Raw genomic sequence first — 13,926 nt, forward strand, 5'->3', positions numbered from 1 at the left:
GCGTCCCCCTCTCTATAATCGACGTCATCGTTTGCACTCCACCCAGGCACTGCCCGATGACGACTCCCTCCTCGACTTCTTCCCCGCGCGGCGTGACCGTTGCCGATCAAAGCGCCAGCGCGGAAGCGGCTTCGCTGGGCGTGGGCGGCTCGGTCTGGTTTCAGGCCGGTCCGCAGGTGCTGGGCGGCGCGGCCCGCATCGCGCTGCTGGCGGCGATTCGCGAAACCGGCTCGATCACCGGCGCCGCCAAGGCGGTCGGCATGAGCTACAAGGGCGCATGGGATGCCATCGACGCCATGAACAATCTCGCTGGTGAACCGCTAGTGGTGCGCGCGACGGGCGGCAAGGGCGGCGGCGGGACCACGCTCACGCCGCGCGCGCAACGCCTCATCGCCACGTTCGGCGCGATCGAGCGCGAGCATCGGCACTTTCTCGAAAGCGCCGCCGCGGCGGTCCGCGCACTCGGCGGCGAAGCGCACGGGGAAGCCGACGCGGATACGGCAGGCAGCCTCGGCAACGATCTCGCCGTGCTCGGACGCTTCGCACTGCGTACGAGCGCGCGCAATCAGCTCTACGGCGCCATCACGGCTCTCGCGCGCGGGGCCGTCAACGACGAAGTCTCGATCGCGCTGCCTGGCGGGCAGCAGCTTGTTGCCGTCGTCACGCGCGAAAGCGCCGAGGCGCTGGGGCTTGCCGTGGGCGGGGCGGTGGTGGCGCTCGTGAAGGCCTCGTCGGTTGTGCTGGTGGCGGGCGGGGCGCATTCATCATCGGATTACGCCGCGCGGCTTTCCGCGCGCAACCGCTTGAGCGGCGTGGTGAGCGGCGTGCGCCGCGGCGAGGTCAATGCGGAGGTCGTGCTGGAGTTGCCGGGCGGCACGGTAATTGCCGCCGTGGTGACCGATGCGAGCGTCGATGCGCTCGGCCTCGTAGCGGGGGCGAGCGCGACGGCGGTGTTCAAGGCGTCGAGCGTGCTGCTTGGGGTAGGCGGCTGACCGGCGCGGTCAGCATGGTGGGCGTACGCGAGGGGCATCGCGGCACCCCGAACGCGCGGATTCAAGCGTGCTGGTGGCGCGCGGGCGCGAGCGTGTTGCGGGTTTGCGAAACCGGCGCGGGGATAGTGCCGGGCTTGTGCCCCGGCCGGTTGGCCTTCCACTTGGCGCGGATATATGGCTGATCGTGCCCCGAAACGGTAAGCGCGAGATGCGTCACCCAACGGTGGGTGGGCACGCGCACGTCGTGCAAGCCAAAGGTAAGCGCCGCGAGGCTGAGCGCGACCACGGCCGCCGAGAGCCGGCCCGATTGCGCCTCCCACCAGTAGCGCACGAACACGAGCGCCGTGAGCGCACCTACGATGCAGCCCGTGACGGCTTCCGAAGGTGAATGCGCGTCGAGCACGACGCGCGAGCATCCGACTGCGATACCGATGGCCAGCCCGATGACGACGCCTGCGGCGCGCATCATGGGCCGTACGCCTTGCAGCATCAGGAAAAACGCCACCGGATAGACGGCCGTGGACAGCATGGCGTGTCCGCTCAGGCCCGTGAAATCGTACGACCGCACACCGACGCCCCAGCCGAGAAAGGCGATCTTGGTGAGCGTAACGAGACAAATTGCCGCGCCTAGCAGCAGCAGCCAGCTTGCTGCCATGCGCCAGGAATAGCCCATCAGGAGCCAAAGCGCGATGGCGAGCGCGAGCGGCAGCGTGAGGCCCGCACTGCCGAGGTTGGTTATCGAATACCAGAGGTGGAGCGGTAAATCAGGCATGACTTGGCGCCGCTGGGGCGCGTTCCAAAAGCATCGTTTGACTGGCGCCCGGGCGTCCAGATGGGCGCCAGGAGCATCGTCGGATCTTCCAGTATAGCGGTGTTCGGGGCCGATTAATGCGACAGGCCGTGCGTGGCCACCCGGTTGAAATTCGTTACAGGAACCCGATTTCGTAACAGCAGCGCTCGATGATTGATGTTATTGTGCGTCGCACAATGGAGAGCGCCGTGGCCTGTGCTTCGGTGTATTCGACCCCCTTTCATGAGGCCACTGATGACGAAAAATCTGACGAAGCTGTGGGCGGGTGGCATGCAGCGTCTGCTCGCCATCCAGAATCGCGTTGCTCACGTAGCACTGCGCGAGGCCGGCCGCCGTGCTCCCGAGGCGCAGGCCATGTGGCGGAACGCCAAGACCGCCGTTGCGCAGGCCGCCGCAGCAGCAGCCACCGCGGCAGCCACCGCAACTGCGCCTGCCGCTAGCGAGGGGCATGAGGCGGAAGATGTGCGGACGCCCGCCCCGCGCAGCGGTCCGCCGATGCGCGAGTCGCGAGTGGGGCCGCGCGCCGCCGCCTGGACGGCAGGCGAATGGCTGCGCGCCGAGCATCTGGCGCCGGGCGCATCGCGCGCACTCGCCTATGGGCTCTACGTGCCGCCGGACTGGCCCACCGCCGATATGCCGCTCGTCGTGATGCTGCATGGCTGCAAGCAAACGATGGATTCGTTTGCCGAAGGCACCCGCATGAACCTGCTCGCGGACAAGCACGGCTTTGCGGTGGCCTATCCAGAGCAATCGATGCAGGCGCATCCGCACCAGTGCTGGCACTGGTACGACGCGCGCCAGCCGGCGGGCGGCGGTGAGGCCGCGGCGATCGTTTCGCTCGTCGACGCGCTCGTGCAGGAGCACGGTTTCGATCGCTCGCGCGTCTATCTGGCCGGACTTTCGGCGGGTGCGGGCCTGGCTTCGATGCTGGCGGTGCATGCGCCGGGCCGCTTCGCGGCAGTCGCGCTCCATTCGGGGCCGGCATTTGGCGAGGCGCACTCGGGTGTTGCGGCGCTCGACGTCATGCGGCGCGGTCTACATCATGACCCGGTGACACTTGTAGAACGCGCATTGGCGGGCCGTGCGCATTCCGGTATGCCGGCGCTCATCGTGCATGGCGACGCCGATGCGGTGGTCGCGCCCGTCAACGCGGAGCAACTCGCGACGCAGTTTCTGCGTCTGAACGGTCTCGCCGATTCCCAGGGCGTGCGCAAGGGCGTGGTTTCGCACGAGCACGACGGCGAGGGTTATACGGTTCAAAGCTTCGCGCGTGACGGCGCAAGCGTGGTGCGCCTGTGCCGCGTGGGCGCGCTGGACCATGCATGGAGCGGCGGCGACGACGCGGTGCCGTTCCACTCCGCGACCGGGCCGGACGCCAGCGCGATGATTTGGGAATTCTTCGAAAATCAGCGGCGCGAAGCGGTCGACGACGCTTTTGGCGGCGAACTGGCCGTGGGCGTGGGCTGAGCGCGCCATCCGTACAGCGGGATAGGGGTTTACCTTGATAAGGGTTTACCCTATAATGGTTTCATTCATTCCGAGGGCATGCGCCCGCTTACCGGAGCCAGACCATGTACCTGCTCAGCCGCCTTTTCCTGTTCCTCACGAAGTCGTACGAAACCGCTCAAAAGGAGCGCGAGGAAGCTTACCTGGCCGAATCGGCCGACATCTATGATCTCGAATTCCGCATGCGCAAGCTCGATCGCGAAAAGGCGGGCCGCAACCCGTCGTGGATGAATCACTACAGCTAAGCAGCTTAAGGTTTACACAGTGTAGATACGCAACGGGGCGCACAGAGGCGCCCCGTTGGTGTTTGTGCAATTTGCTCGCAGCGGGTACTGGCCGTTCAGCGCCCCGAACCCGGTATCTCGGCGTCGGTCTTTTCCTGCACGCCGTAGCAGCCGCGATACGTCGCGTAGAACGAGCAATAGAGCATCGTCGTCACGAGAATCAGCGCCGGCATCAGGATCGCCAGCGCGTACTCGCCCGCACCCATCGCGCGCAACAGCGTCGAAAGTCCCAGCGACACGCCGATCGACACCGCAAACCATAGCGCGCCATACACCACGAACGCGCCCTTGTTACGCCAGCAGCTCACGATGCTGAAGAACATCGCCTTGACCGGCGGCACCTCGTGCCAGGCGGTCAGCACCGGCGCGAACCAGAACATCATCGAAACCGGCACGTAGCACGCGAGCGACGCGAGCACGGCGAGCGGCACGTTGCTGTCCGCAACAGCCTCCGTATCGAGCGTGCCGCCCAGCGTCATCAGACGCAACAGCGTGCCGCCGTCCACCAGCGCCGACGCCGCGAGCACCACCGTCATCGCCACCACGTAAATTCCGCCCAGCACGAACAGATGCTTCGTCACCGTTTGCCCGTACGAGCGGAAACCGTCGACGAGAATGGTGGGGAACACTGGCTTGCCCGCCACGGTGTCGCGGCACGCGGCCATGAAACCTACCGCCACGCCGGGCACGAAGATGAGCGGCAGCACGCCGCCGATCACCGGCACGGCGGAGATCAGCGTCATGGCGAGCAGGTACGAGAAGAACAGCGTGAGAAACGCCAGCGGATTGCGCCGGAACAGCCAGATGCCCTGGCGGAACCAGACGTAGCCCTGCTTCGCGGGAACTTCGATCAGTTGCATGGACGGTGCAGGTCGGAGAGTGCGTGGAAGGCGCCTGGCGTGCCGGCCGCGCTGCCTGCGCGGCGCGCGCGCAGGATGCGCTCGAAATGGCCGGGGTCGTGCGGCTTGAGCAACTCGGCCGAGCGCGGCAAATAAAAATCGTACAAGCGCGACACCCAGAAGCGGTACGCGCCGGCGCGCAGCATGTCGACCCAGTGCCGGCTCTCGGCGGGCGTGAACGGGCGCACGGTCTGGTAGGCGCGCAATAGCGCCTCGACGCGCTGCGCGTCGAGCCTGCCCGTCGCGAGGTCGACGCACCAGTCGTTGACCGTCACCGCCACGTCGAACACCCACTTGTCACAGCCGGCGAAATAGAAGTCGAAGAATCCGCCGAGGCGCACCGTATGCCCCGTTTCCGGCTTGACGTGCGCGAACAGCGCGTTGTCGCGGAAGAGGTCGCAGTGGCACGGGCCGCCGGGCAGCGCCGCGTAATCGTCGCTGGCGAAGAAAGCCTGCTGGTGCGCGAGCTCGGTCGTGAGCAAGTCGCGCTGGGCGTCGTCCAGGAACGGCAGCACGGTGGGCACGGTTTCTTCCCACCACGGCAGGCTGCGCAGATTCGGCTGGCCGAGCGCGAAGTCGCGGCCCGCCAGGTGCATGCGCGCGAGCATTTGCCCCACTTCCGTGCAGTGCTCCACGCCCGGGGCGAGTTCGGGCGCGCCGTCGAGCTTCGTGACGATGGCCGCCGGCTTGCCGTGCAGCAGGCCGAACAGGGTGCCGTCGGCGCGCGGCATCGGGTCGGGCACCGGCACGCGGTGCGATGCCAGATGGCGCATCAGTTCGAGATAGAACGGCAACTGATCCGCTGTGAGCTTTTCGAAGATCGTCAGAACGTATTCGCCGCGCGTCGTCGTCAGAAAGAAGTTGCTATTTTCAATGCCCGACTGAATGCCGCGAAAATCGACTACGTCGCCAAGATCGTAGTCGCGCATCCATTGAGCGAGCTGGGGTTCGGTGACAGCGGTGAAGACGGCCATGCCAGAGAGGTCGTGTGGTTATCGTAGTCGGGAGCCTTGCTCGTGGGCGAGGCCGCTTGGCGGAAGCCGCTTCGGCGCGGCTTCTCACGCTCGTGCAGGAGGCGGCGCGGGACAGCGCACGCCGCCCGCGCGCGAAGGGGGTGAATCAGTAATGCAGGTTGATCGACGGCAGGCGCGTACTGGCCTGGCCGTTCGGGCGCACTTGCGGCGAGGTGTCGGGGTTCGAGCTCATCGAGTAGCGCGTGCCGAAGTTCGAACGCACGTTGATCTCGACGGGCTTGCCCTTGTCGCGGTATTCGGTGACTTCGGTGCCGTTCGGGCTCACTTCGTGGAAGCTCGGCGTGCGCGGCACGTCGTTGATATTGACCTTCGAGGTGACGCGCGCAGCAGGCTTGTTGTTGATCGCAGCCAGATCGGGCAAGCCGGCCCGCTCGTTGGCGGACTGCGCCGACTGGGCTTCAACGGCGGTCTTCGCGTCGTCGGCTGGCGTGGCCATGGCGAACCCGCTGAACGCGAGCGTCGCGGCGAAGGCGGCTAGAAGGTGCGACTTCATGGTGATTCTCCTGTGTCGATCGGACTTGGCGCTTCAGCGCTTAGTCCGATCTCATGCAAGGCTCGGCCAGAGTTGTGCAAAGCACTGACTCTGGTCCCATGCAAAGCTTTGGATAGCCTGATTCTAGCAAATCCGCGTCCCGCTCCCCGCGGCGGCGGGGGGATTGCGAGAGCGCACCGCCGCTCGCGTCGGACGAATCTCCCGGACCTGCGAAGGACGTTGTCAGAATGTCGTTCTTCCGTGCTAATGTGGTTCCATATGAACCGAGGCGAACGAACATGAACAACGAGAATCACCGGCGCAGCTTCATGACGCCCCCGCACAATTTTCCCGCCGAAGCCTTCGAGGACGCCGCCGACGCCGTCGCGCGCCTCTCTGCCATTTACGAGGCGAACACGGCCTTCCTGCGCGATGCGTTCGCACGCTACCGGCGCGGCGAGGCGTTCGATTACCGCGTGCGCGCCTGCTATCCGTTCGTGCGCGTGCACACGGAAGTCAATACGCACATCGACTCGCGGCGTTCGTATGGTTTCGTCGCCGGCCCCGGCGTGTTCGAGACTACTATCACGCGCCCGGACCTGTTCGGCAACTACTATCGCGAGCAATTGCGGCTGCTTGCGAAGAATCATCATGTGTCGATCGAAGTCGGGGTCTCGGAGCAGCCTATTCCAATTCATTTCGCGTTCGCGGAGGGCATCCACCTCGAAGGCGACCTGGACCGCGAGCGGCTCTTCGCGATGCGCGACATATTCGATACGCCCGACCTGGCCGAACTCGACGACCGCATCGTGAACGGCACGTACGAGCCGGCGCCGGGCGAGCCGCAGCCGCTCGCGCTTTTCACGGCGCCGCGCGTGGACTTCTCGCTGCATCGTCTCAAGCACTACACGGCGACCTCGCCCACGCACGTCCAGAACTACGTGCTCTACACGAACTACCAGTTCTATATCGACGAATTCGTGAAGCTCGGTCGCGCAATGATGGCGCGCACCGACGACGCCGACCTGCGCAATTACCGCAGCGAATACACGTCGTTCGTGGAGCCGGGCGACGTGGTCACCTACAACGCGAATCTCGGCGAGCAGGACGACGAGGGCACGCCGCCCGCGCGCCTGCCGCAGATGCCCGCGTATCACCTCAAGCGCGCGGACGGCAGCGGCATCACGATGGTCAATATCGGCGTGGGGCCGTCTAACGCGAAGACCATCACGGACCACATTGCGGTGCTGCGCCCGCATGCGTGGATCATGCTCGGCCACTGCGCGGGGCTGCGCAACACGCAGCGTCTCGGCGACTACGTGCTTGCGCACGGCTATGTGCGCGAGGATCACGTGCTCGACGCCGACCTGCCGCTGTGGGTGCCGATCCCTGCGCTGGCCGAAGTGCAGGTGGCGCTCGAGCGTGCGGTCGCGCAGATCACACAGCTTGACGGTGTGGAACTCAAGCGCGTGATGCGTACGGGCACGGTTGCAAGCGTCGACAATCGCAACTGGGAACTGCGCGAGCATCGCGAGCCGGTGCAGCGTCTTTCGCAGAGCCGCGCGGTTGCGCTCGATATGGAGAGCGCGACGATTGCCGCGAACGGCTTCCGTTTTCGCGTGCCGTACGGCACCTTGCTATGTGTATCCGACAAGCCGCTGCATGGTGAGCTCAAGCTGCCCGGCATGGCCGATTCGTTCTATCGAGCGCAAGTGGACCAGCACTTGCAGATTGGCGTGAAGGCGATGGAGATCTTGCGCACCAACGGCCTGCACAAGCTTCATAGCCGCAAGCTGCGCAGCTTTGCCGAGGTGGCGTTTCAGTGAGGTAAGCGGGTGCCTGTGGGCTGGCGTTCGGGCGGTGTCTGAGCGCCAGGCATGTTCATGCAGGGCAGGGCCAATGTGAGCGCCGCCGCCATCGAGCGTAGTTCCTGTTAGATAGTTCTGCAAAAAGGCCTTGGCCATTCGGCGAATTGCGCCTCGCGCCGCCGTCGCCCGACTACTGCCCAAACCCCGTCAAGCCGATCAGGCTGCCCGCCGCGAGCAGCCACAGCGGATGGATTTTCGTGCGTAAAGCGAGCATCGCGCACACGCCCGTGATGGCCCACGCGATCCAGGTGTGATCGGACGCTCTTGATATCACCATCGCGCTCGCGGCCACGAGCCCTGCCGTCACCGGCACGAGCCCACGCTGCGCGCTGCGCCGCCACGGCCGGTCCTTGAAGCGGTCCCACACGTGAAGCGCGGCCACCGTCACGAGCGAGGACGGTCCGAACTTCGCCGCCGACGTCACGAGCATGCCGGCCCAGCCCGACACATGCCAGCCCACCAGCGTCACGATCATCATGTTCGGTCCGGGCGCGGCCTGGGCGAGTGCGAAGAGCGAGCTGAACTCGCTCGCGGTCATCCAGTGGTGCACCTCTACGACCTGGCGCTGCATCTCCGGCAGGATCGTGTTGCCGCCGCCGAATGCGAGCAGCGAGAGCTGGCTGAAGATCGTGGCGAGTGCAAGCAGTGTGGCGCTCATTGCGCGTCTCCAGAGCGGCGGGAGGCGCGAACCGCAATGGCGATGCCAAGCGGCGTGAGCACGAGCATGGTCGGCAGCAACGGCAGGCGCAGCAGGGCAATAGCGATGAAGCCGAGCAGCGCGATCGCGGCGGCGGCCGGGTCGCGGCGCAACGGCAGGATGATTTTCGCGGCCATGGCGATCAGCATCCCCGCCGCAGCGGCGGCGAGGCCGACGAACAAATGCTGCACGTGCGGGTCGTTCTGCGTGCGCTCGTAGAGCACGCCTAACCCGATCACGACGAGCGACGGGCCGGCGATCAGTCCGAGCAGCCCGGCGAGCGCGCCGCGCCAGCCGTGAAAGCGCATGCCGAGCGCCACCGAAAGGTTGATTACGTTGCCGCCTGGCAGGAATTGGCACAGTCCGAGCAGGTCGGTGAATTCCGCAGCCGAAAGCCAGCGGCGCTGCTCGACGATGGCGCGGCGCGCAAGCGGCAGTGCGCCGCCGAACGAGGTGAGGCCGAGGCCGAGAAAACCGAGGAACAGATCGCGCACGCTGGGTGCGCCGGACACTTCATGCCTGGGCGTGAGATTCGCTCTGGATGGAGATGAGGCTGGATGGTGTTTCATGCGAAGACCCGGATGGCAAGGTCGAAGCGTAGCGCCGAACTCATCCCGCGCAAAACGATTTCTCGGCCGGACTCTTGTGATCTAGAATCACAAGCATGGCCCGCTCCCTTCCTCCCTTTCCGGCGCTGCGCGCGTTCGAAGCCGCGGCGCGGCACAACAGTTTCACTGCCGCGGCGGCCGAGCTTCATGTGACTCATGGTGCAATCAGCCGTCAGGTGGCCGCGCTGGAGGCGTGGGTGGGTGTGCAGGTGTTTCATCGGCACGGCAAGCGGGTCGCCTTGACCGAGGACGGGCGGCGCTATCTCGGGGCCGTGCAGGGCGCGTTCGAAAGCATTGCGCGTGCCACAGCGGAACTGCGCGACACAGGCGTCGTTCACGTGCTGCGCGTGAATGCGCTGCCTACGTTTGCCATGAAATGGTTGCTGCCGCGTCTTTCGCAGTTTCAGCGTCTGGCGCCTAACGTCGAGTTGCGCCTTGCCACCTCGAATGCGCCAGTCGAGACGCTCGATGCATTCGACGTTGCGGTGCGGCGCGGGCCGGCGAATTGGCCCGATTGCGCGAGCGGCTATTTTCTCGACGAAACGGAGTTGCCGGTGTGCAGTCCGGCGCTATTGAAGCGCTCGCCGATTCATTGCGCCGACGATCTCGCGCGCCATGTGCTGCTGCACTCGGATACGCGCCCCGATGCGTGGCGCACGTGGCTGGCCGCTGCGGGCGTAAAGGCCAAGTGCAGGAAGAAGCAGTCGTTCGACCATTTTTATCTGGCCTTGCAGGCCGCCGAGGACGGGCTCGGCGTTGCGCTCGGGCCGCTGCCGCTGCTCGACGACGAGCTGGCTTCGGGGCGCCTCGTCGCGCCGCTCTCCGGCCCGCACCTCGACGCGCGCGGCTACTGGTGGGTCGCGCGGCGCGAGGTGGCGGACGTGCCCGTCGTCGCGCAGTTTTGCCGCTGGCTGGAGGAGCAGGCCAGCGCGCCGACGGGTCACACCGAATATCAAAGATAGAACATGCGGTCGTCGTCGGATTCGGGGCGGGCCGCATGTTCCTGCTCGGGCTCTTCGCCGCTGTCCTCATAGAACTTGAGCACCGCTTCGAGCACCTGGTCCGGATCGTCGATCACCTGCATCAGGTCCATGTCTTCCGGATTGATGAGGCCCATCGGCACGAGCGCGGCACGGAACCACTCGAGCAGACCCTTCCAGAATTCCGCGCCCACCAGAATGATAGGCACGTGACGCGATTTCTTCGTCTGGATGAGCGTGAGCACCTCGGCCAGTTCGTCGAGCGTGCCGAAGCCGCCCGGCATCACGATCACCGCATCCGAGTTCTTGACGAAGGTGACCTTGCGCGTGAAGAAATGGCGAAAGCGTAGCGAAATGTCTTGCCACTGGTTGCCCGACTGCTCGTGAGGCAACTCGATGTTCAGGCCCACCGAAGGCGACTTGCCCGCGTGCGCGCCCTGGTTGGCGGCTTCCATGATGCCGGGGCCGCCGCCGGAGATCACGGCGAAGCCCGCATCCGACACTTTGCGCGCGATGGTTTTGGCGAGCTGGTAGTACGGCGAATCGGGTTTCAGGCGCGCAGAACCATAGATGCTGACCGCTGGCCGGATCTCGGACAGGTATTCGGTCGCCTCGATAAACTCTGCCATAATCGTGAACATCTGCCACGATGCGCGCGCCTTCTTGGCCGTTGCGCGCTCTTGATCTGCGAGTGAACGCAGACTCGGAATCACTTTTCTCTTGTCCATAATGCCTGAAGAACTTCGCGTGGAAATCAAGCTACAAACTCAGCTGGAAGGTAAGACCCTGTTGCTGGTCGACGGTTCTAGCTATCTCTATCGTGCCTTCCATGCGATGCCTGATTTGCGCGGACCTGACGGCGAGCCGACGGGCGCGTTATACGGCATCATCAACATGCTGCGTCGCATGCGCAAGGACGTTACGGCAGAGTATAGCGCGTGCGTGTTCGATGCAAAGGGCAAGACGTTTCGTGACGACTGGTATCCCGAGTACAAGGCCAACCGGCCTTCGATGCCCGAGCCGCTCGCGGCGCAAATCGAGCCCATTCACGAAGCGGTGCGTGCACTAGGCTGGCCGATCTTGATGATCGAAGGCGTGGAGGCCGACGACGTAATCGGCACGCTCGCATGCCAGGCGGAACAGCACGGCATGAAGGTGGTCGTGTCCACCGGCGACAAGGACCTCGCGCAGCTCGTGACCGATCACGTCACGCTCATCAACACGATGACCAACGAGACGCTCGATCGCGAAGGCGTGATCGCGAAGTTCGGCGTGCCGCCGGAGCGCATCGTCGACTATCTCTCGCTGATCGGCGACACCGTGGACAACGTGCCGGGCGTGAACAAGTGCGGCCCGAAGACGGCAGTGAAGTGGCTCACGCAATATGGTTCGCTCGATGGCATCGTCGAGCATGCCGATGAAATCAAGGGCGCCGTGGGCGGTTATTTGCGCGATGCGCTCGACTTCCTGCCGATGGCGAAAAAACTCGTCACCGTCGAAACGTCGTGCGATCTTTCTCCACACCTCGATTCGATCGCGGGCTCGCTCGCGACGCGAGGCGAGGCGCGCGAGGAGCTGCGCGATATCTTCGCGCGTCACGGCTTCAAGACATGGCTGCGTGAAATCAACGAAGCCGATCAGACCGTGCCGGCCGCAACAACCGGAAACGTACCCGAGCAGGACGCGAATGTGCAGCCCGCGTTGCTCATCGACGCGCCGCGCCATTACGAAACCATCCAGACGTGGGAGCAGTTCGACGCATGGCTCGCGAAGATCGAGGCCGCGCAACTCACCGCGTTCGACACCGAGACCACCGCGCTCGACCCGATGGTTGCAAAGCTCGTCGGCATGTCGTTTTCGACCGAGGCGGGCAGCGGCGCGTACTTGCCGCTCGCGCATCGCGGGCCTGACGCGCCTGAGCAGTTGCCGCTCGACGAAGTGCTCGCGCGCCTGAAGCCGTGGCTCGAAAGCGTGAAGCACAAGAAGGTCGGCCAGCACATGAAGTACGACGAGCAGGTGCTCGCTAATTACGGCATTGAGCTGAACGGCGTCGAACACGACACGCTGCTCGAATCGTACGTGCTCGAATCGCATCGCACGCATGACATGGACAGCCTCGCGCTGCGCCATCTCGGCATCAAGACGATCAAGTACGAGGAGGTCGCGGGCAAGGGCGCGCAGCAGATCGGCTTCGACGAAGTGTCGCTCGAAACGGCCGCGGAATACGCGGCCGAAGACGCCGACGTCACGCTGCAACTGCACCTCGCGCTCTATCCGCAGATCGCGCTCGAGAAGGGCCTCGACTACGTGTATCGCGAGATCGAGATACCCACCTCGCGCGTGCTGCGCAAGATGGAGCGCAATGGCGTGCTGATCGACAAAGAGCGGCTGGAGAAGCAGAGCGCGGAGATTGCGGTGCGCCTGGTTGAACTCGAGCAGCAGGCCTATGCGCTTGCGGGCGGCGAATTCAATCTCGGCTCGCCCAAGCAGATCGGCCAGATCTTCTTCGAGAAGCTGCAACTGCCGGTCGTGAAGAAGACGCCGAGCGGCGCGCCGTCCACCGACGAAGAAGTGCTGCAAAAGCTCGCGGAAGACTACCCGCTGCCCAAGCTGCTGCTCGAACATCGCGGCCTTGCCAAGCTCAAGTCCACGTATACCGACAAGCTGCCGCGCATGGTCAACGCGCAAACGGGCCGCGTGCACACGAACTATGCGCAGGCAGTGGCCGTGACGGGCCGTCTCGCATCGAACGACCCGAATCTGCAGAATATTCCGGTGCGCACGGGCGAGGGCCGGCGCATTCGCGAGGCGTTTATCGCGCCGCCGGGCTGCAAGATCGTGTCCGCCGATTATTCGCAAATCGAACTGCGCATCATGGCCCATATCTCGGGCGACGAATCGCTGCTCGCGGCGTTCAAGCGCGGCGACGACATTCACCGCGCCACGGCGGCCGAAGTGTTCGGCGTCACGCCGCTCGAAGTGAGCAACGACCAGCGGCGCATCGCGAAGGTCATCAACTTTGGGCTGATTTACGGCATGAGCGCGTTCGGGCTCGCGTCGAATCTCGGCATCACGCGCGATGCGGCCACGCTCTATATCGACCGCTATTTCACGCGCTATCCGGGCGTCAAGCGCTACATGGACGAGACACGCATGGACGCGAAATCGCGCGGCTACGTGGAGACCGTGTTCGGCCGCCGTCTGTGGCTGCCCGAGATCAACGGCGGTAATGGCCCGCGCCGCCAGGCCGCCGAGCGCGCCGCCATCAACGCGCCGATGCAGGGCACGGCAGCCGATCTCATCAAGCTCTCGATGATCGCCGTGCAGAAGTGGCTCGATCAACGCAAGATCGGCACGAAGATGATCATGCAGGTTCACGACGAACTGGTGCTCGAGGTTCCTGACGAAGAGCTCTCCGAAGTGCGCAAGTGCTTGCCGGAATTGATGTGCTCGGTGGCGAAGCTGAAGGTGCCGCTTGTGGCCGAAGTGGGTGTGGGCGCGAACTGGGAAGAAGCGCACTGAGGGCGCACTGAGGGCCCACTGAAGTGATGACTGAAGACGCACGAGCACACCGCTTGCCCTTCGAGCGATCGTGCGCGTCGCAGTGAGTCTGTAACCGCAGCCGTGCCGTTACGCAAGCGTCTGGTGCAGATGTCGTTAATGCGCACCGTGCGTCTTGCCGTGCTGCGCCGCATCAGCCGACAATGAGCCAAAGACCGACGCCGCGCAGTAGTGCGCCGATATTAAGTATCGGGCAAGCGTCGGAGAATCTATC

General features: G+C 64.9%; 13 protein-coding genes. 6 read left to right on the forward strand and 7 right to left on the reverse strand.

What is annotated here, in order from left to right:
• Window positions 1-56 precede the first annotated feature (56 nt).
• Window positions 57-992, forward strand: coding sequence for a TOBE domain-containing protein (locus NH14_RS02505; protein WP_084225816.1), 936 nt, complete (start codon window positions 57-59; stop codon window positions 990-992).
• Between the two features lie 61 nt (window positions 993-1,053).
• Here the strand turns inward: NH14_RS02505 and NH14_RS02510 are convergent, their stop codons facing one another.
• The gene (locus NH14_RS02510) at window positions 1,054-1,764 is read right to left on the reverse strand and encodes a phosphatase PAP2 family protein (RefSeq protein WP_035531348.1); all 711 of its coding nucleotides are present in this window, start codon (window positions 1,762-1,764) and stop codon (window positions 1,054-1,056) included.
• Window positions 1,765-2,037: 273 nt separating this feature from the next.
• Here NH14_RS02510 and NH14_RS02515 point away from each other — a divergent pair, with 273 nt between their 5' ends.
• Together NH14_RS02515 and NH14_RS02520 are read left to right on the forward strand one after the other, a co-directional pair.
• Window positions 2,038-3,270 (forward strand): extracellular catalytic domain type 1 short-chain-length polyhydroxyalkanoate depolymerase, encoded by a 1,233-nt coding sequence (locus NH14_RS02515; protein WP_052148381.1) that lies wholly within the window; start codon window positions 2,038-2,040, stop codon window positions 3,268-3,270.
• A 104-nt stretch (window positions 3,271-3,374) separates the two neighbouring features.
• Entirely contained in the window at window positions 3,375-3,554 is a 180-nt protein-coding gene (locus tag NH14_RS02520) for a DUF3563 family protein (protein ID WP_035531350.1), read from the forward strand.
• Between the two features lie 95 nt (window positions 3,555-3,649).
• Here NH14_RS02520 and NH14_RS02525 read toward each other — a convergent pair whose 3' ends face one another.
• The 3 genes from NH14_RS02525 to NH14_RS02535 form a co-directional block, all read right to left on the reverse strand.
• A complete protein-coding gene (locus tag NH14_RS02525; RefSeq protein ID WP_035531352.1) occupies window positions 3,650-4,453 on the reverse strand; it encodes a BPSS1780 family membrane protein in 804 nt (267 codons plus the stop codon).
• Window positions 4,444-5,466: a homoserine kinase gene (locus tag NH14_RS02530; protein ID WP_052148382.1), complete on the reverse strand. Its 1,023-nt coding sequence runs from the start codon at window positions 5,464-5,466 to the stop codon at window positions 4,444-4,446. The genes NH14_RS02525 and NH14_RS02530 overlap by 10 nt, the downstream gene beginning before the upstream one ends.
• Before the next feature lie 145 nt (window positions 5,467-5,611).
• Window positions 5,612-6,019 carry a hypothetical protein gene (locus tag NH14_RS02535; protein ID WP_035531354.1) on the reverse strand — a complete coding sequence of 136 codons (408 nt, stop codon included), beginning with the start codon at window positions 6,017-6,019 and terminating at the stop codon, window positions 5,612-5,614.
• A gap of 278 nt (window positions 6,020-6,297) precedes the next feature.
• Here NH14_RS02535 and NH14_RS02540 point away from each other — a divergent pair, with 278 nt between their 5' ends.
• Window positions 6,298-7,824, forward strand: coding sequence for an AMP nucleosidase (locus tag NH14_RS02540; RefSeq protein ID WP_035531357.1), 1,527 nt, complete (start codon window positions 6,298-6,300; stop codon window positions 7,822-7,824).
• Between the two features lie 172 nt (window positions 7,825-7,996).
• On the opposite strand, the gene NH14_RS02545 is transcribed toward NH14_RS02540, so the two are convergent.
• Both NH14_RS02545 and NH14_RS02550 read right to left on the reverse strand, forming a co-directional pair.
• The gene (locus tag NH14_RS02545; RefSeq protein ID WP_035531360.1) at window positions 7,997-8,524 is read right to left on the reverse strand and encodes a chromate transporter; all 528 of its coding nucleotides are present in this window, start codon (window positions 8,522-8,524) and stop codon (window positions 7,997-7,999) included.
• On the reverse strand, window positions 8,521-9,132 hold the full coding sequence (locus tag NH14_RS02550; RefSeq protein WP_052148383.1) for a chromate transporter: 612 nt from the start codon (window positions 9,130-9,132) through the stop codon (window positions 8,521-8,523). The genes NH14_RS02545 and NH14_RS02550 overlap by 4 nt, the downstream gene beginning before the upstream one ends.
• 95 nt (window positions 9,133-9,227) lie before the next feature.
• Here NH14_RS02550 and NH14_RS02555 point away from each other — a divergent pair, with 95 nt between their 5' ends.
• A complete protein-coding gene (locus NH14_RS02555) occupies window positions 9,228-10,133 on the forward strand; it encodes a transcriptional regulator GcvA (protein WP_035531365.1) in 906 nt (301 codons plus the stop codon).
• Here the strand turns inward: NH14_RS02555 and NH14_RS02560 are convergent.
• Entirely contained in the window at window positions 10,124-10,879 is a 756-nt protein-coding gene (locus tag NH14_RS02560) for an LOG family protein (RefSeq protein WP_035531366.1), read from the reverse strand. The two genes, NH14_RS02555 and NH14_RS02560, sit on opposite strands and share 10 nt — an antisense overlap.
• 1 nt (window position 10,880) lies before the next feature.
• Between NH14_RS02560 and polA the strand changes: the two genes are divergently transcribed.
• Window positions 10,881-13,673, forward strand: a complete 2,793-nt coding sequence (gene polA / locus NH14_RS02565; RefSeq protein WP_035531374.1) for a DNA polymerase I — start codon at window positions 10,881-10,883, stop codon at window positions 13,671-13,673.
• Window positions 13,674-13,926 lie beyond the last annotated feature (253 nt).

This window comes from Paraburkholderia sacchari, assembly GCF_000785435.2.
In the GTDB taxonomy this organism is placed as follows: domain Bacteria; phylum Pseudomonadota; class Gammaproteobacteria; order Burkholderiales; family Burkholderiaceae; genus Paraburkholderia; species Paraburkholderia sacchari.

Coding starts and splice junctions, on each gene's coding strand:
- NH14_RS02530 (WP_052148382.1), bottom strand. CDS start 5,466: ATGGCCGTCTTCACCGCTGTCACCGAACCCCAGCTCGCTCAATGGATG.
- NH14_RS02550 (WP_052148383.1), bottom strand. CDS start 9,132: ATGAAACACCATCCAGCCTCATCTCCATCCAGAGCGAATCTCACGCCC.
- NH14_RS02560 (WP_035531366.1), bottom strand. CDS start 10,879: ATGGACAAGAGAAAAGTGATTCCGAGTCTGCGTTCACTCGCAGATCAA.
- NH14_RS02525 (WP_035531352.1), bottom strand. CDS start 4,453: ATGCAACTGATCGAAGTTCCCGCGAAGCAGGGCTACGTCTGGTTCCGC.
- NH14_RS02540 (WP_035531357.1), top strand. CDS start 6,298: ATGAACAACGAGAATCACCGGCGCAGCTTCATGACGCCCCCGCACAAT.
- NH14_RS02505 (WP_084225816.1), top strand. CDS start 57: ATGACGACTCCCTCCTCGACTTCTTCCCCGCGCGGCGTGACCGTTGCC.
- NH14_RS02520 (WP_035531350.1), top strand. CDS start 3,375: ATGTACCTGCTCAGCCGCCTTTTCCTGTTCCTCACGAAGTCGTACGAA.
- NH14_RS02545 (WP_035531360.1), bottom strand. CDS start 8,524: ATGAGCGCCACACTGCTTGCACTCGCCACGATCTTCAGCCAGCTCTCG.
- NH14_RS02515 (WP_052148381.1), top strand. CDS start 2,038: ATGACGAAAAATCTGACGAAGCTGTGGGCGGGTGGCATGCAGCGTCTG.
- polA (WP_035531374.1), top strand. CDS start 10,881: ATGCCTGAAGAACTTCGCGTGGAAATCAAGCTACAAACTCAGCTGGAA.
- NH14_RS02510 (WP_035531348.1), bottom strand. CDS start 1,764: ATGCCTGATTTACCGCTCCACCTCTGGTATTCGATAACCAACCTCGGC.
- NH14_RS02555 (WP_035531365.1), top strand. CDS start 9,228: ATGGCCCGCTCCCTTCCTCCCTTTCCGGCGCTGCGCGCGTTCGAAGCC.
- NH14_RS02535 (WP_035531354.1), bottom strand. CDS start 6,019: ATGAAGTCGCACCTTCTAGCCGCCTTCGCCGCGACGCTCGCGTTCAGC.